The organism is Streptomyces sp. SCL15-4, assembly GCF_033366695.1.
Taxonomy (GTDB): Bacteria; Actinomycetota; Actinomycetes; order Streptomycetales; family Streptomycetaceae; genus Streptomyces.
In genome coordinates, this window is sequence record NZ_JAOBTQ010000001.1 from 5,741,879 (window position 1) to 5,757,741 (window position 15,863).

Genomic DNA, 15,863 nt, shown 5'->3' on the forward strand with positions numbered 1-15,863 from the left:
GTTACCTCAACCGATTAACCCGAAGGTTTCTCCTCTACTGGACCGGGGTTTCGGGGAGTTACGGCCTGTTGTGCCCTTTATGGGCGGAATGCCCCCGGATGGGTCTGCTCCCGCACCGCCGTGAACTGCTGCCGCACCGCCTGCCCCACGGCCAGTTCCTCGCCCGGCTCCAGCACCTGCGCCGCCGCGCCCTGCCAGGCCGGCGGGGTGCGCGGATCGAGGGCGCCCTGCGACACCCCGAGCGCCCAGGCCGCCTGCCGGGCCGCGCCGATCGCCGCGTAGTCCGCCGGCTGCGGTACGACGACCTGCGCGCCGAACAGCGACGGCGCCGAGGCCTGGACGGCGGGCAGCTCGGCGGCGGCGCCCAGCAGGAAGATCCGGCGCACCTCCACACCCCGTCCGCGCAGCACGTCCAGCGCGTCCGCCAGCCCGCAGAGCATGCCCTCGAAGGCGGCCCGCGCCAGGTGCTCGGGCTTCATCGACTCGCGCCGCAGCCCCGCGAGGGTGCCCGCGGTGTGCGGCAGGTTCGGCGTCCGCTCGCCCTCCAGATACGGCAGCAGCACCAGCCCGTGCGCGCCCGGCGTGGACTTCATCGCCAGGTCGGACAGGCTCTCCAGGTCCGGCAGGCCGAGCAGTTCGGCGGTGCCGCGCAGGGCGCGTACGGCGTTCAGGGTGGTGACGACGGGCAGGTGCATGCCGGTGGCGTCGGCGAGCGAGGTGATCATCCCGGACTGGTCGGCGAGCGCCTCCGGGTGCACGGCCATCACGGAGCCGGAGGCGCCGAGCGACACCACCACGTCCCCGAGGCCGAGTCCCAGCCCGAACGCGGCGGCCATGGTCTCCCCGGTGCCGGCGGAGATCAGCAGCCCCTCCGGAGTGGTGCCGGCCGCCTCGGAGGGGCCGATCACCTCCGGCAGCACCGCGTGGTGGCCGAGCGCCAGCTCGACCAGGTCGGGGCGGTAGGCGCCGGTGGCCGCCGACCAGTAGCCGGTGCCGGAGGCCCCGCCGCGGTCGGTGGTGCGCCGCAGCGGCCGCCCGAGCAGTTGCCAGACCAGCCAGTCGTGGGCCTGGAGCAGGACGGCCGTGCGCTGCGCGTTCTCCGGTTCGGTCTTCGCCAGCCAGCGCAGCTTGGTGACCGGCTGCGCGGCCTGCGGCACAGAGCCGACCGCCTGCGCCCACGCCTCCCGGCCGCCGAGCGCGTCCACCAGGTCGGCCGCGGCGACCTGTGCGCGCTTGTCGCCGCCGACCAGGGCCGGGCGGACGGTGCCGCCCTGGGCGTCCAGGGGGACCACGGCGTTCTGCTGGGCCGACACCCCGATGGCCTGCACCCCCTCCAGCAGCCCGCCGCCGGCCGCCTCACCGAGGGAGAGCAGCCAGGCCTGCGGGTCGACGTCGCTGGGCCGGCCCTCCACCGGATGCGGGGCGTACCCCTGTCGTAGTACGGCACCGGTGTCCGTGTCGCAGACGACGATGCGCGTGAACTCCGGTGAGCTGTCCAAGCCGGCGACTATCCCCATGCGGAGAATTTTGCCGTACCGCCGCGGCCGGCTCGTGGCCGGTGCCGGGAAGCGGGGCTCAGGTGTTGCTGGTGCCCCAGTCGTCCTCGCGGGTGCCGTGGCCGTTGCGCTCCCGCAGCGAGCGGACCCGGTGGGTCACCGACTCCGGGATGCGGTCGCCGACCGTGTGGAAGGCCTTGCCGGCGTAGACCCGGCCCTGCTGGGCCGCGGTCTCGGCGGTGTTGCGGACCGCGGGGTTCTGCGCGATCTGCTGGGCCGACTTCTTCAGCTGTTCGTAGCGCTCGCGTCCGGCCTTGGTGCCGAGTACGTAACCGAGGGCCAGTCCGACGACGAACGTGAGCCGGTAGCGCATGGCTGCCACCCTTCCCGTGTGTAGGTATCTGGTGCGGCGCTGGCGCCGAGGGTACCGATTGGCGGAGCACCCCCCTGCTTGCGCTAATGTATGTGTCGCAGCGAGCAACCGCCCCCTGGCGAATACCCAGGTAGGTACGTTCGATGCAACGAGGCGATCCTCCGTAGCTCAATTGGCAGAGCAGCCGGCTGTTAACCGGCAGGTTACTGGTTCGAGTCCAGTCGGGGGAGCTTCGGTCCTCCGTAGCTCAATTGGCAGAGCAGCCGGCTGTTAACCGGCAGGTTACTGGTTCGAGTCCAGTCGGGGGAGCGCTGAACGAGGACCCCTCAGGGGTCCTTTTTCATGTCCGGCGGAACCGCCGCGCCCGTGGCGCTGTCCTCAAGGTCATGAGCGGCAGCGCGGAAGCCGACCAGCCGAGGCAGGAGATCGTATGAGCGGCTATGCTGCGGCAGACGGCGCGCACACTTGTACGCGACACGCCGCTATGGGGCGGTAGCTCAGCCGGTTAGAGCAGCGGACTCATAATCCGTCGGCCGTGGGTTCGAGTCCCACCCGCCCCACCTCAGCACGGCGATGCAGGATCGTTTTGACCTGCACCGGCCCCGTGTCCACCGCACGCTACGCGGTTTCCGCCGCCCCGCTGCAACCCTTTGCCCCGTCCCGGTGTTCTGTTCGGTGATGGATGAGAGTGCCGAGCGGCAGCTGACCGAGCTCCTGGCCGTGGACCTCGACGACGGCTTCACCGAGCTGGTCCGGGTCCACGGCAGAGCCGTGTACACGTTCCTGCTCCGGGTCTCCGGCTCGGCCACCGAGGCGGACGACCTGGGACAGGACGTCTTCCTGCGCGCCTACACCGCGTTACAGGGCTACGACCGCGAGCGCCGGCGGCAGCTCAAGACGCGCGCCTGGCTGCTCACCGTCGCCGCCAACGTCTGGCGCAACCACCTGCGCACCTGCTCGCGCCGCCCGGCCCTGACGGGCGTGCCCGTGGAGGACTCCGGCGACGCCTGGACGGACCACAGTCCGGGACCGGAGGAGCTGGCCGCGCTCGCCGAGGACCGGCGGCGCCTGGTCGTGGCGTTGCTGGAACTGCCCGAGCACCACCGCGCGCCGGTGGTGCTCCGGCATGTACTGGGACTGAGCTACACGGAAGTCGCCGAGGTGCAGCGGTGCGCGGTCGGGACGGCCAAGGCACAGGTGTCCCGCGGCCTGAAGGGCCTGCGCCGGCTGCTGGAGCCGGAGACGGCCCTGCTGGAGGAGGTGATGACATGAGGAGTGACCGAGAGGTACCGCGCCTCGACGCGGCCCGGTCCGGCCTGGCCGGACTCGTCACGGAACCACCGGCGGACTTCGCCGTGCGCGTGCTGCGCCGCGCCGGCGTCCCGCGTGAGCGCTACGACACCTATGTCCGCCTCGACACCGCCGCCGGCGGTCTCTTCGTGGCGGCGAGCGCGGAGGCGGTGACCGGAGCCGCGCTGGACACCGGCGGGCTGAGCGCACCGGGCTTCGAGGAACTGCACCGCTCCCGGACCCGCCGTCCGGCCCTGCGGTCGGCCAGACCGTTCCCGGGGGTCGTCACCGCGCTGCGCACCGGCCGCGCCCGGCGCCTGCCCGTCGATCTGTCGCCGCTCGGCCCGGTGGAGCGGGCCGTGCTGGAGGCCGTGCGCACCATCCCGGCCGGACAGCTGCGCCCGGTCGGCTGGATCGCCCGGGAGGCCGCGGTGGCACCGGACGACGTGCTCGGCGCGCTGGCCCACAACCCGGCCGCGGTGCTGATCCCCTGCCACCGGGTGACGTACGACGACGGCACCCCGTGCGACGCCGGCCACCTGCCCGCGACGGGCGAGGCGCTGCGCGCCGCCGAGGGCGTCGACGCGGGACGGGCGGCCGAGCTGCGGCGGCGCGGCGCGGTGTTCCTCGGCAGCGACACGACCCGGATCTACTGCCACCCCACCTGCGCCCACGCCCGCCGCATCACCCCGCCCCACCAGGTGCCGTTCCGTACCGCCCGGGAAGCCGGGCGGGCCGGGTACCGGGCCTGCAAGAGCTGCCGGCCCGTCACCGTGTGACGGCCCCTCGCACCCACGGTCACGACCGGACCCGACGGTCACGACCGAACCGACGGTCACGACGAACACGGAGTTGTCTTGCGAACCACTCTCACCCCCGGCGACACCGAGGCGGCGGTCACGGCGCACCCCACACCGCTGGGGCCGCTGGTGCTCGCCGCCACGGCCGACGCGCTCGTGCTGTGCTGCTACGGCACGGTGGAGGACGCCGCCGCCCGGCTCGCCCGGGGTGGGCTGCGCGCCGTGGCCGAGGAGCGCGCGGACCCGGCCCCGCTGAAGGTGCTGGCTCAGGCCCGGGACGAACTCGACGCCTATCTCACCGGCGCCCGCCGGGACTTCACCGTGCCGGTGGACCTGCGGCTCGCCACGCCGTTCAGCCGGCAGACCGTCATGGCGCTGGAGGCGTTCGTGCCGTACGGGCGCACCGCGACGTACGCGCAGCTGGCCGCCGCGCTGGACCGGCCCCGGGCCGCCCGCGCGGTCGGCACGGCCCTCGGCGCCAACCCGGTCTGCGTCGTGCTGCCCTGCCACCGGATCGTCGGTTCCGGCGGCAGCCTGAACGGGTATGCGGGCGGTCTGGACGCCAAACGGTTCCTGCTCGGCCTGGAAGCGGGCCCGGCGGCGCCCTGACCGGTGGGCGCCGGCCGTCCCCGGCGCCCGCCCCTCTTCTTCCGCACGTCCATCCGCCACGGAGAGCCACACGCGTGAACAGCTACGACAGCCCGCCCCTGCCCGGTCTCGCGGAACCGCCGGCCGCCGCCGCACCCGCCCCGGACGACGACGGGCCCGGCGTCCTGCCGCCCCTGAACTGGCCCGCCCTCGCCGCCGAGCTGGACGCGGAGGGCGTCGCGCTCACCCCGCCCCTGCTGTCCGCCGAACAGTGCGCCCGGCTGCGGGAGATGTACGACGAGCCGGCGCTCTTCCGCAGCACGGTGACGATGGCCAGGCACCGGTTCGGCGAGGGCGCCTACCGCTACTTCGCCTACCCGCTGCCCGAACCGGTCCGGGCCCTGCGCCGCGAGCTGTACCCGCACCTGGCGCGCATCGCCAACACCTGGGCCGACCGGCTCGGCGAGCCCGGATTCCCCGACCGCCACGAGGACCTGGTCGCCGCCTGCGCCGCCGCGGGCCAGCACCGGCCGACCCCTCTGCTGCTCCGCTACGAACAGGGCGGCTACAACTGCCTGCACCAGGACGTGTACGGCGACCTCACCTTCCCGCTCCAGGTGGCGGTGGTGCTGGACCGGCCGGACGAGGACTTCACCGGCGGCGAGAGCGTGTTCGTGGAGCAGCGGCCGCGCGCCCAGTCCCGGCCCCTGGTGCGGCGGCCGGCGCAGGGACAGGGGCTGATCTTCGCTGTCCACCACCGCCCCGTACGCTCCGCGCGCGGCTGGAGCCGGGTGATGCTGCGCCACGGGGTGAGCGCCGTGCACAGCGGGCGGCGCCATGTGCTCGGTGTGATCTTCCACGACGCCCGCTGAGCGGGGCGGCGTCCGGGTGCCTCGCCCCGTGCCGCGGCGAACCCGTGTACGACCGCCGTACCGGCCCGGTTCTGCCGCCTCGCTCCAGTGAAGCCGCAGCCCCGGCAACGGGGCTGGTCAGAGCCGCCCGTCCACGCTCCGGGAACTGCCGCTCCGGCTGGAGTGCCGCTGGAGATCGGCAACAAGGCCGTTACATACGGTGGTTGTGCGACGGCAGGGGACATGTGTGACCTGCCTCGTACCACTGTCAACCCGGCGACACAGCGTTAAGGAGCAGTGGCACACATGCGGCACGTACAAGAGGCACGGGCCATGCCCGCGGAGCACGAGGCCCGACCGGCCCCGGTGACCATGCCGGCGAACGGTTCGCCGTACCGTCTGGGAGCGGCGCTGCTGCAGTCGCTCGCGCAGGAGATGAACGCGCTCGCCGAACAGGCGTCGGCGCTGCTGAGCATGCCCCCGGAGGAGCTGTCCCTGGATGCGGACGCCTTCGCCCAGATCGCCCGCAGAAACGTTCCACGCTGGCACTTCGCCATGCTCAACGACATCGAGCGCAATACCGCGCTGATGACCGCCCTGGAGCGGGGCATCCCGGCGGGGTCGACCGTGCTGGACATCGGCTCCGGCAGCGGACTGCTCGCCATGGCCGCCGCCCGGGCCGGCGCGAGCAGGGTCTTCACCTGCGAGATGAACCCGCTGCTGGCCGAGATCGCCCGGAACGTCGTCAACGCGCACGGCCTGTCCGACGTCATCACCGTCATCGGCAAGCCGTCCACCGGCCTGGACCCGGTGCGCGACCTCGGCGGACCGGTGGACGTCCTGGTGTCGGAGATCGTCGACTGCGGCCTGATCGGCGAGGGCCTGCTGCCCTCCGTGCGCCACGCCCGCGAGCACCTGCTGAAGCCGGACGGGATCATGCTGCCCTCGGCGGCCCGGCTGCACGGCCGGCTGGTCAGCAGCGAGGCGGTGCTGAAGCTGAACCAGGCCACCACGGCCGGCGGCTTCGACGTCTCGCTCATGAACACGTTCGCGACCCGCGGCCACTTCCCGGTCCGGCTCGACACCTGGCCGCACCGGTTCCTGTCCGAGACGGCGCCGCTGGTCGAGTTCGACCTCGCGCGGTCCCCGCTCGAACCCGGCGAACGCCCCCTCGCCCTGACCGCCACCGCCGACGGCGAGGCCCAGGCCCTCGCCGTCTGGTTCGAGCTGGACATGGGCAGCGGCATCACCTTGTCCAACCCGCCGGACAACCCCCGCTCGCACTGGATGCAGGGCTGGGTCCCGCTGGAGAAGCCCGTGCCGACCAAGGCCGGCGAGACGGTCGCCCTCCGGCTCGGCTGGAGCGACTTCACCCTCCGCGCGAGCATCTGACACCCCCTCACCCGGCACCGGCCACAAGCCGGCCGCCGTACCCGTCTGGACCAGGACCAGGGAGCAAGCGATGAGCCACGTCCCTCCGCACGTCCCGTTCGAACTCGGCGGTGCCGAACTGCGCGACGCGGTCGTGCAGTACGCCACCGCCCCGATCTACCACGACAACCTGGACTGGGTGAACCACGACAATCCCTACCGCCGGCAGCTCAGGCCGCAGGTGCTGCCGCACCTGGACTACGACCGGGTCCCGGGCCGGGAGAACATCCTCGACTACGCGAGCCTGGCCGTGCAGCGCCTGCTGACCTCCGTCTACGAGGCCGACCTCGTGTTCTTCCCCAAGGCCGGGCTGAAGGGCAAGGAGGAGGACTTCCGGGCGTTCTACAGCCCCGCCAACCGGGCGCTCGGCGAGCGGATCCGGCCGGCGCTGGAGCGCTACGCCTTCGGCTTCCTCGACGACGAGGTGGAGACCTCCGGCAACTGGACCGCGCAGAGCCTGGACGCCTACCTGGACTCGCTCGACACCGCGGGCGGCGAGGAGCAGATGCCGGCGGAGAAGGCCATCCTCGGCTCGGCCGACCCCCGGCGGGCGGCCCGGATGTGGCTGGTGCAGTTCGCGCCGGACTTCCTCTCCGAGGCCTCGCCGATGATGCGCAACGTGCTCGGCTACTACGGCCCGGCCCAGTCCGAGTGGTTCAAGGTCGTCATCGACGAGTACGGCTACGGCGTCCACGACACCAAGCACAGCACCCTGTTCGAACGGACCCTGGAGTCGGTGGGCCTGGAGTCCGACCTGCACCGGTACTGGCAGTACTACCTGAACAGCAGCCTGCTGCTGAACAACTACTTCCACTACCTGGGCAAGAACCACGAGCTGTTCTTCCGTTACGTCGGCGCGCTCTACTACACCGAAAGCTCCCTGGTCGACTTCTGCCGCCGCGCCGACAAGCTGCTGCGCGAGGTCTTCGGCGACACGGTGGACACCACCTACTTCACCGAGCACGTCCACATCGACCAGCACCACGGCCGGATGGCCCGCGAGAAGATCATCAAGCCGCTGGTGGAGGCGCACGGCGACGGCATCATCCCGGAGATCGTGCGGGGCATCGAGGAGTACCGGGTGCTGCTGGAGGTCGGCGACTTCGACTTCTCCGAGCAGATCGCGTGGATGGACGCCCAGCCCGAGCTGAAGAAGCTGCACGGACCGGTCTTCGAGGGGCTCAAGCAGGGCAAGGTCGACGCGCCGGTGGCCCACCTCGTCGAACCGCGCGGCGAGCTGTCCAACACCCACTGCCACGACGGCGACGAGCTGTGCCACATCGTCTCCGGCACCATGCGCTTCGAGAGCGGCCTGGGCTCCTCGCTGATCCTGCGGGCCGGCGAGGGCGTCGTCATCAAGCGCAACCGGCTGCACGGCGCGAACATCGAGTCGGACGAGTGCGTCTACGAGATCCACTCCGTCGGGGACTACCGCGCGTGCCTGTCGTGACCTTCACCGCCGAGGGGCGGGACAACTGCGCGGTCATCGAGGGAACGCCGTACGTCTACGCGACGGTCGGCGGCCGGGGCTTCGTGATGCGGGCCCGGTGCCCGCACCGCGGCGGCCCGCTGCACCTGGCCGGGATGGCCGAGGACGGCATCCGGCTGGTGTGCCCCTGGCACGAGCGGGGGACCTCCCTGGCCCGGATGCGGGCGGAGGTCCCGGCCGTACGGGTGGGCGACCGGGTCACCGCCGTCTTCCCCGAGCACCCGCCGGCCCGCGGCTGGCCGGCCCCGCCCCGGGACTGCGCCGTCGGCCTGGAACACCGGCCGCTGTCGCCCGCGCTGAGCCGCCCGCGCGCGGCGGCCGGCTGACCCGCCGGCCACTGCAACGCCCCGGCGCCGGCCGGTGTTGTACAGACGGCCGGTCCGGGTGCCGGCCGGCGCGGCCCCCGGCACCCGGACCGGACCACGAGTGATCACACGTGAGGAGAGCGGAACATGGGCAGGGACGGTGACAAGCCGCTGCTGCTGCTGATCGGCAGCAGTTCGCGGCGCAGCCGGGAGTTCATCCTGCGATCGGTGAGCCGGCGCTATGCGCTCTGGCTGCTCCAGCCGGCCCCGGTGACCTGGGAGGAGCCCTACGTCGTCGGCGGCACCGAGGTCGACAACACCCGTCCCGAACTCCTCGTCGAGGCCGCCCGCCAGGTGGCCGCCGAGCACGAGGTGACGGGCGTGTTCTGCTACGACGAGGGCCTGGTCACCCCGGCCGCGCACGTGGCCGAGGCGCTGGGGCTGCCGGGGAACTCCGCCGAGACCGTGGCCGCCTGCCGGGACAAGAACGCCACGCGGACCGCGCTGGAGCGGGCCGGGGTCGCCCAGCCCGTCTCCATCGGCGTGCGCTCCCTGGACGAGGCCCGCCAGGCGGCGGACAAGATCGGCTTCCCGGTCGTGCTCAAGCCGCGCGGACTGGCCGGCGGCATGGGCGTGCGCCGGGCCGACGGGCCCGGCGACATCGAGAGCGCCTACCGCGCGGCGACCGGCGTCTCCTACCCGGGCGTGCCCGTCTTCGAGGTGTCGGTGCTGGTCGAGGAGTACGTCGACGGGCCCGAGATCAGCGTCGACGCCGTCTTCTTCGAGGGCGAGGGCACCCCGCTGGCGGTGGCCCGCAAGCAGGTCGGGTTCGCGCCCTTCTTCGAGGAGACCGGGCACGAGGTCGACGCGGCCGACCCGCTGCTGTCCGACCCGCGGCTCCTCGAGGCGCTGCGGGCCAGCCACGCCGCGCTCGGCTTCCACACCGGCGTCAGCCACACCGAGTTCCGGCTCACCGCCGACGGCCCGCGCCTGATGGAGGTCAACGCCCGCCTCGGCGGCGACATGATCCCCTACCTCGGCGAGCTGGCCACCGGCGTCGACATCGCGATGGCGGCGGCCGACGTCGCGGCGGGCCGGCGCCCCGAGACCACGCCGACCCGGCGGCGGGCCGCGGCGATCACGTTCCTGTACCCCGAGCGGGACACCGAGATCGAGTCGGTGACCGTCCACGAGGACCGCTTCCCGGCCGGCATCCACGGCGCCGACCCCATGGCCGACCCGGGGGCCGTGCTGCGGCTGCCGCCGCGCGGCTACATCTCCCGGTACGCCCGGGTCATCGCCCTCGCCGACTCCATGGAGCGGGCACGGGCGGCGCTGCTGAAGGCGCCGGAGATCGTGGAACTCGCGGGCCGCCCGGTGGCGGAGCCGCCCCGATGACGACCGGACAGACGTCCGCCGGGCCGGGGAAGGCGGGCCGGCCGTCGGTCCTGGAGGCCCTGCGGGGGATCCCGGGCCCCATCTGGCTCGTGCTCGTCGGCATGCTGGTCAACCGGCTCGGCAACTTCCTCCAGATCTACCTGGTGCTCTACCTGACCGCCAAGGGCTTCTCCGCGACGGAGGCCGGGTTCGCGCTCGGCGCCTACGGCGTGGGCTCGGTGGCCGGTGTGCTGATCGGCGGCTCGGCCTCCGACCGCATCGGCTACGCGTGGACGATCGTCGGGTCCATGGCGCTCGCCGGCCTGGGCACGCTGAGCCTGCCCCACCTGGACAGCCTGCCCCTGGTCATCACGGTCGCCGCGGTCATCGGCCTGCTGGCGCAGATGTACCGGCCGGCCTCCTCGGCCCTGCTGGTGGAACGCACCCCCGAGAGCCACCACGTGATGGTGTTCGCCGTCTACCGCATGGCGTTCAACCTCGGCACCACGGTGGGCCCGCTGCTCGGCGCGCTCCTCATCAGCCACTCGTACGATCTGATCTTCTATCTGGAGGCCGGGGCGCAGCTCGGCTTCGCCGCCTTCGCCCTGGTCCTGGCGCGCTCCGGAGGCATGGCGAAGCAGGCCGAGCCGCACGCCGACGCCCCGAGCCGGTCGTACACCGCCGTGCTGCGCGACACCCGGTACGTGCTGTTCCTGCTGGCGCTCTTCCTCAACGCCGTCGTCTACATCCAGCACACCTCCGCGCTGCCGCTCCAGATCAAGGCCGACGGACACAGCGTGGCCTTCTACTCCAGCCTGCTGTCGCTGAACGCCGTCATGGTCATCTGCCTGGAGCTGCTGTTCACCAAGTACGTGCAGCACCTGCCCGGCAAGGTCGCCGTGGCGCTCGGCGTCGGCCTGGTCGGCGTCGGGATGAACCTGTACGTGGCCGGGCCCGCCATGGCCATGTACGTCGTGGCGACGGTGGTGTGGACGGCCGGCGAGATGATCGGCACGCCGACCGCCTCGGCCTGGCCGGGCAAGGTCGCCCCCGAGCACCTGCGCGGCCGCTACATCGCCGCCGCCGCCTTCCCCATGCAGATCGGCTACGCGGTCGGCCCGGTGCTCGGCGTCGCCGCCTGGCAGCTGTCGCACGCGTCCGTGTGGTGGCTGTCCGGGCTGCTGACCGTGGGTGCCGTGGCGGCCGCCCTGGCCGGCATGAGCGAGCGCCGCGCGGACCCCGGCACCGGCACCGCCCCGGCCGGCGAGAAGCCGGCCGGACGCGGCGGACCGGTCGCCGCCGACACTCCCTGACCCGCCCCACCGCACCCCTGGATTCGGAAGCGAGCGAGCCGCGCATGGCCTACGCAGAAGGCATAGAGAAGTTCGTGGAGACGGTCAACGGCGCGCTGCCGCCGGACTTCTACACCTACCCCGTCGAACGGCAGCGGGTCCTGTACGACGCGCTGACCGAGGTCCTCCCCATCCCCGTGCCCGAGGGCGTCCGGCACCGGGACGCCACCGTGGAGCACGAGGGCCGCACGGCCCGCATCCGCGTCTACGAACCGGCCGAACGCACCGGCGACGCCGTGCTGTTCTACATCCGCGGCGGCGGCTTCGTCATCGGCTCGCTGCACAGCCACCACAGCCTGGTCGCCGAACTCGCCGACCGCACCGGCCTGGTGACGATCGCGCTGGACTTCGGCATGGCCCCGGAGAACCCGTTCCCCGGCCCGCTGGAGGACTGCTACGCCGGACTGTGCGGCACCCTCGCCGCCCTGCCCGCGCTGGGCCTCGGCGCCCTCGACCCGGACGGCGCGGTGATCTGCGGGGAGAGTTCGGGCGCCAACATGGCGGTGGTGCTGTCGATGATGGCGCGCGACCGCGGCGGCCCCCGCCCGCGCGGCCAGGCGGTGATCAGCCCGGTGCTGGACTTCACCCGCTGGCGCGACGGCGGCGAGGACGCGCCCCTGCTGTCCGGCGGCGAGATGGAGTTCTACACCGCCTGCTACTGCCCGAAACCGGAACAGGCCGCGGACCCTTACGTCTCGCCACTGCTCGGCGGGGCCTTCCACGACCTGCCGCCGGCCTACGTCGTCGGCTGCGCGATGGACTCCCTGTGCGTGGACGCGGAGAAGTACACCGCCCTGCTCAAGGAGCACGGCACGCCGGTCACGTATGTGCGCGAGGAGGGCATGGTGCACGCCCCGGTGCGCGCCCGGCGGGTCAGCGAGCCCGCGGCGGACTTCTTCGCCCGCTACTGCGCCGCCGTCGCGGCGCTGGCCCGGAAGGAAACCGTCGATGGCGGGCACTGACCCGCGCACCGGACCGGGCGGCGGCCCCTGCGTCGTCGTCGACCCCTACTCCTCCGGTGCCCTCTTCGCCGACGCGCTGCGCGAGCGGGGCGTCCCGGTCGCGGCGGTGGTCAGCAGCCCCCGCCCGCCCGAGGCGTTCGCCTCCTCCTACCGGCCCGGCGACTTCCCCGACGTCATCGTCCACGACGGCGACCTGGACGAGGTCGTGCAGCGGGTGCGGGCGCTGGACCCGCGCTGTGTCATCGCAGGCTGCGAGTCCGGCGTGGAACTGGCCGAACGGCTCTCTCCCCGGGTGCTGCCCGCGCTGAGCAACGTACCGGCCCTGGCCGAAGCCCGCCGGGACAAGAGCCGGATGGCCGACGCCGTACGGGCCGCCGGGCTGCCGGTCATCCCGCAGCTGTGCACCGCCGACGTCGAGGAGGCGGCCGCCTGGCTGGAGCGCGAGGGCCTGGCCGGGGCCGACCTCGTGATCAAGCCGCCCAAGAGCGCCAGCACCGACGGCGTGACCAAGGTGCCGGGCGGCGCGGACTGGCGGGCCGTGTTCGAGCGGCAGATCGGCCGGGTCAACCAGTTCGGCGAGGTCGACGACCGGCTCGTCGTGCAGAAGTTCGTCACCGGCACCGAGTACGTGGTGGACACCTTCAGCCACGACGGCAAGCACTCCCTGGTGGACGTGTGCGCCTACGGCAAGGTCGACAACGGCCCGCACATGGCCGTCTACGACACCATGCGCTGGCTGCCGCCGGACGACCCGGCCGTGGCCGTCCTGACGGAGTACGTCTTCGGCGTGCTGGACGCGGTGGGCGTCCGCTTCGGCTCCGCCCATGTCGAGGTGATGGGCACCGCCGACGGCCCGCTGCTCATCGAGCTGGGCGCCCGTCCGCACGGCGGCGGCCAGCCGCGGTTCAACCGCAACGCCACCGGCGACAGCCAGATCGACCGGACGGTGCGCTGGCTCACCGGCGGCGAACTGCCGCAGAGCTACGAACTGCTGACCCACCAGATGTGCGTCTTCCACATGGCCCGCCGCTCCGGGACGGTGCGCGGCACCGCAGTCCTGGACGAGATCCGGACCCTGCCGAGCCACCACTTCTCGGTGCGGAACCTGTCCGACGGCGACCGGGTCCCCGTCACCAAGGACCTGGTCGACAGCCTCGACTTCGGGTTCGTGATCCTCGCCCACCCGGACGCGGAGCAGATCGAGCGGGACTACCGGGCCGTGCGCGCCCTGGAGCGGCGGCTGGCCATCACGGAGCCGTGATCCGCCCGCTCGCCTGCCCGGCGCGCCCGGCCGCCGGCGGACGGGCACGCCGGGCAGGCTCAGGCCGTCCGGACCGGCTCCGCCTCCTCCCGGCCGGGCAGCGTCCTGGCGTACCGGAGCAGCGGGGCGGGCACGTCGAACCGGCCGAGCGCGTGCTCGCGCACCATGCTCGCGTCGGCCAGGCGGCACAGGGCCCACCGGGCCTCGCCCGGTGTCAGGCCGGCCAGCTCCGCCATGGTGTACGCGGTGATGTCGGCGCCTGTGGTTTCGCCGAGCAGCCGGAACACCCGGCGGGCCGGCCCGGGCAGCGCCGCGTAGGACGGCTCGAAGGCCGCGTGGACCGAGCACAGCAGGCTGTCCTGCGCGTCGGAGGGCTGCCGGACCAGCCCGCCGGCCTGCAACTCGGCGTAGTACCGGGCGATGCCGAGACCGGGATGCTGCGCCAGCCGCGTCGACAGGATGCGCAGCACCAGCGGCAGACCGCCGCAGTACTTGCCCAGGGCCATGGCGGCCAGGGGTTCCCGCTCGACGCGTTCGGGCCCCAGCAGCCGGCCGAGCAGCGTCAGCGTCTCCTCGTCGTCCAGCCCGTCGACGGCGACCCGCTGGACGCCCTCCCGGGCCGTCAGGTCGGGCAGGGCGTTGCGGCTGGTGACGAGCACGGCGCAGCCGGCGTCGCCGGGGATCAGGGGCCGGATCTGGTCCGCGTCCCACGCGTCGTCGAGCACGACCAGGACGCGCCGGCCGGACAGCCGGGTGCGGTAGAGGTTCGTCGCCTCGCCGAGGGTGCCGGGGATCCGGTCGCCGGGGACGCCGAGGGCGCGCAGGAACGAGGACATCGCCTCCAGGGCGCCCGGCGGGCGCTGCCGGGCGTGGCCGTGCAGGTCGGCGTAGAGCCGGCCGTCCGGGAAGCGGTCGAGCACCCGGTGCGCCCAGCGCAGCGCGATCGCCGTCTTGCCCACACCGGGCGGCCCGGTGATCAGCGCCGCCGGGACCTGCCCGTCCCGCTCGCCCGGGGCGAGCAGCAGCCGGTCCAGCTCCCGGAGCTGGCCGGTCCGCCCGACGAAGTGACGATTCAGCCCGGGAAGTTGGGACGGCCGGACCTCGGGCGGTTCGGACGGGGCCGGCGGCGCGGTCTCCCGCGGGGCCGGCGCCGCCCGCCGGGCCGGCACTTCGCCGGCGTGCCCGGTCAACTGCTGTTGCAGGACCTGCACATGGGCCTGGCGCAGCTCCCGGCCGGGTTGCAGGCCCAGTTCGGCGTCGAGGCGCCGGCCGACGTCGGCGAACACCCGCAACGCCTCCGACTGCTCGCCGCAGCAGGCCAGCGCCAGCATCAGCCGCGCCTGGAGCCGTTCGTTCAGCGGCTCGTCCTCGGCGGCGGTGTACAGCGCGGGCACCACCAGTTCCGGCTGCCGGAACCGCAGCGCGAGGTCCGCGTACAGCAGCAGGTTCTCGGTCCGCTGCCGGGTCGCGGCCGTGGCCGCCGGATGCAGGGCCAGCTGGGGTTCCTCGGTCAGGACCGGGCCGCGCCAGCAGCGGTGCGCCCGGCTCGCGAACTCGTAGGCGGCCGTATGGTCGCCGTCGGCGTGGGACCGCCGCGCCATGTCCGCCAGGTCCTGGAAACGGGTCAGGTCGACCTGGTCGCGTCCGAGGGACAGCGCGTAGCCGACGGGGGTGCGGACCAGGCACGACGGGGCCTGGTCCGCGGGGCCGGAACCGGGGGAGCGCAGCAGTCCGCGCGCCTGGCTCACATAGGTGTGGATCAGGTTCTGGTAGGAGCGGGGCGGTTCCTTCGGCCAGAGCGTACGGCCTATTTCGTCCAGGCTGGCGGACTCGGGATGGCACAGTGCCAGCAGGGACAATAACCTGCGCAGTTTGCAGGCGCGCACTTCGGTCACGGTGCCGCCGCGATCGATGGTGAGGGCGCCGAGAATGCCGATACGCAGGCCCGATTCGCCCCGGCCCTCGGGTTTCCGGCTCCGTGACACGGAATGCCGGATCTCGTCGACCTCGAGGCCGAGGACGCCGGCCAGCCGCCGCAGCGTGCGGGCCTGCGGCTGTTCCACCCGGCCGCTCTCGATGTCGCGCAGGGCCCGCACACTGATCCCGGACAACTCGGCGAACTCCCGCTGGGTCAGGCCGGTCCGCTCCCGGAACGTCCGGACCTGGATGTGGAAGGGAAGCGCCGGCCTCGGGTGGAGCGGACGGTCTGTGACAGTTCCGGTGATACGAAGGTCCGGCATGCCCCCCCCGGTGCCGAGTGATGAATCAGCCCCCTGGCAGTGCTCGAT

At 73.1% G+C, this 15,863-nt stretch carries 14 protein-coding genes and 3 tRNA genes; 14 read left to right on the forward strand and 3 right to left on the reverse strand.

What is annotated here, in order from left to right; genetic code table 11:
* Positions 1-77 precede the first annotated feature (77 nt).
* The gene (locus SCK26_RS25655; RefSeq protein WP_318203678.1) at positions 78-1,517 is read right to left on the reverse strand and encodes an FGGY family carbohydrate kinase; all 1,440 of its coding nucleotides are present in this window, start codon (positions 1,515-1,517) and stop codon (positions 78-80) included.
* 58 nt (positions 1,518-1,575) lie between these two features.
* Positions 1,576-1,869, reverse strand: coding sequence for a YtxH domain-containing protein (locus tag SCK26_RS25660; RefSeq protein ID WP_318203679.1), 294 nt, complete (start codon positions 1,867-1,869; stop codon positions 1,576-1,578).
* 157 nt (positions 1,870-2,026) lie between these two features.
* Here SCK26_RS25660 and SCK26_RS25665 point away from each other — a divergent pair.
* The 14 genes from SCK26_RS25665 (at position 2,027) to SCK26_RS25730 (ending at position 13,575) form a co-directional block, all read left to right on the forward strand.
* Positions 2,027-2,099, forward strand: a tRNA-Asn gene (locus SCK26_RS25665).
* Between the two features lie 6 nt (positions 2,100-2,105).
* Positions 2,106-2,178: transfer RNA gene (locus tag SCK26_RS25670), tRNA-Asn, on the forward strand.
* Positions 2,179-2,355: 177 nt separating this feature from the next.
* Positions 2,356-2,429: transfer RNA gene (locus SCK26_RS25675), tRNA-Ile, on the forward strand.
* A 118-nt stretch (positions 2,430-2,547) separates the two neighbouring features.
* A complete protein-coding gene (locus SCK26_RS25680; protein WP_318203680.1) occupies positions 2,548-3,141 on the forward strand; it encodes an RNA polymerase sigma factor in 594 nt (197 codons plus the stop codon).
* Positions 3,138-3,938, forward strand: a complete 801-nt coding sequence (locus tag SCK26_RS25685; protein ID WP_318203681.1) for an MGMT family protein — start codon at positions 3,138-3,140, stop codon at positions 3,936-3,938. The genes SCK26_RS25680 and SCK26_RS25685 overlap by 4 nt, the downstream gene beginning before the upstream one ends.
* Before the next feature lie 78 nt (positions 3,939-4,016).
* Complete coding sequence (locus tag SCK26_RS25690; RefSeq protein WP_318203682.1) at positions 4,017-4,568, forward strand: methylated-DNA--[protein]-cysteine S-methyltransferase; 552 nt, start codon at positions 4,017-4,019, stop codon at positions 4,566-4,568.
* 74 nt (positions 4,569-4,642) lie between these two features.
* Positions 4,643-5,419, forward strand: coding sequence for a 2OG-Fe(II) oxygenase (locus SCK26_RS25695; protein ID WP_318203683.1), 777 nt, complete (start codon positions 4,643-4,645; stop codon positions 5,417-5,419).
* A 285-nt stretch (positions 5,420-5,704) separates the two neighbouring features.
* Positions 5,705-6,790 carry a 50S ribosomal protein L11 methyltransferase gene (locus SCK26_RS25700; protein ID WP_318203684.1) on the forward strand — a complete coding sequence of 362 codons (1,086 nt, stop codon included), beginning with the start codon at positions 5,705-5,707 and terminating at the stop codon, positions 6,788-6,790.
* A gap of 70 nt (positions 6,791-6,860) precedes the next feature.
* Positions 6,861-8,279: an iron-containing redox enzyme family protein gene (locus SCK26_RS25705; protein WP_318203685.1), complete on the forward strand. Its 1,419-nt coding sequence runs from the start codon at positions 6,861-6,863 to the stop codon at positions 8,277-8,279.
* Positions 8,267-8,644 (forward strand): Rieske 2Fe-2S domain-containing protein, encoded by a 378-nt coding sequence (locus SCK26_RS25710; RefSeq protein WP_318203686.1) that lies wholly within the window; start codon positions 8,267-8,269, stop codon positions 8,642-8,644. The genes SCK26_RS25705 and SCK26_RS25710 overlap by 13 nt, the downstream gene beginning before the upstream one ends.
* Positions 8,645-8,770: 126 nt before the next feature.
* Complete coding sequence (locus SCK26_RS25715) at positions 8,771-10,021, forward strand: ATP-grasp domain-containing protein (protein ID WP_318203687.1); 1,251 nt, start codon at positions 8,771-8,773, stop codon at positions 10,019-10,021.
* Positions 10,018-11,313 (forward strand): MFS transporter, encoded by a 1,296-nt coding sequence (locus tag SCK26_RS25720; RefSeq protein WP_318203688.1) that lies wholly within the window; start codon positions 10,018-10,020, stop codon positions 11,311-11,313. The genes SCK26_RS25715 and SCK26_RS25720 overlap by 4 nt, the downstream gene beginning before the upstream one ends.
* Before the next feature lie 44 nt (positions 11,314-11,357).
* Positions 11,358-12,314 carry an alpha/beta hydrolase gene (locus SCK26_RS25725; RefSeq protein WP_318203689.1) on the forward strand — a complete coding sequence of 319 codons (957 nt, stop codon included), beginning with the start codon at positions 11,358-11,360 and terminating at the stop codon, positions 12,312-12,314.
* Positions 12,301-13,575: an ATP-grasp domain-containing protein gene (locus SCK26_RS25730; protein WP_318203690.1), complete on the forward strand. Its 1,275-nt coding sequence runs from the start codon at positions 12,301-12,303 to the stop codon at positions 13,573-13,575. The genes SCK26_RS25725 and SCK26_RS25730 overlap by 14 nt, the downstream gene beginning before the upstream one ends.
* A gap of 59 nt (positions 13,576-13,634) precedes the next feature.
* On the opposite strand, the gene SCK26_RS25735 is transcribed toward SCK26_RS25730, so the two are convergent.
* Entirely contained in the window at positions 13,635-15,815 is a 2,181-nt protein-coding gene (locus SCK26_RS25735) for a BTAD domain-containing putative transcriptional regulator (RefSeq protein ID WP_318203691.1), read from the reverse strand.
* Positions 15,816-15,863 lie beyond the last annotated feature (48 nt).

Excerpts from the sequence above, each read along its gene's own strand:
- SCK26_RS25655 (WP_318203678.1), bottom strand. The coding sequence starts at position 1,517 with ATGGGGATAGTCGCCGGCTTGGACAGCTCACCGGAGTTCACGCGCATC.
- SCK26_RS25715 (WP_318203687.1), top strand. The coding sequence starts at position 8,771 with ATGGGCAGGGACGGTGACAAGCCGCTGCTGCTGCTGATCGGCAGCAGT.
- SCK26_RS25730 (WP_318203690.1), top strand. The coding sequence starts at position 12,301 with ATGGCGGGCACTGACCCGCGCACCGGACCGGGCGGCGGCCCCTGCGTC.
- SCK26_RS25660 (WP_318203679.1), bottom strand. The coding sequence starts at position 1,869 with ATGCGCTACCGGCTCACGTTCGTCGTCGGACTGGCCCTCGGTTACGTA.
- SCK26_RS25685 (WP_318203681.1), top strand. The coding sequence starts at position 3,138 with ATGAGGAGTGACCGAGAGGTACCGCGCCTCGACGCGGCCCGGTCCGGC.
- SCK26_RS25735 (WP_318203691.1), bottom strand. The coding sequence starts at position 15,815 with ATGCCGGACCTTCGTATCACCGGAACTGTCACAGACCGTCCGCTCCAC.
- SCK26_RS25725 (WP_318203689.1), top strand. The coding sequence starts at position 11,358 with ATGGCCTACGCAGAAGGCATAGAGAAGTTCGTGGAGACGGTCAACGGC.
- SCK26_RS25720 (WP_318203688.1), top strand. The coding sequence starts at position 10,018 with ATGACGACCGGACAGACGTCCGCCGGGCCGGGGAAGGCGGGCCGGCCG.
- SCK26_RS25700 (WP_318203684.1), top strand. The coding sequence starts at position 5,705 with ATGCGGCACGTACAAGAGGCACGGGCCATGCCCGCGGAGCACGAGGCC.
- SCK26_RS25705 (WP_318203685.1), top strand. The coding sequence starts at position 6,861 with ATGAGCCACGTCCCTCCGCACGTCCCGTTCGAACTCGGCGGTGCCGAA.
- SCK26_RS25680 (WP_318203680.1), top strand. The coding sequence starts at position 2,548 with ATGGATGAGAGTGCCGAGCGGCAGCTGACCGAGCTCCTGGCCGTGGAC.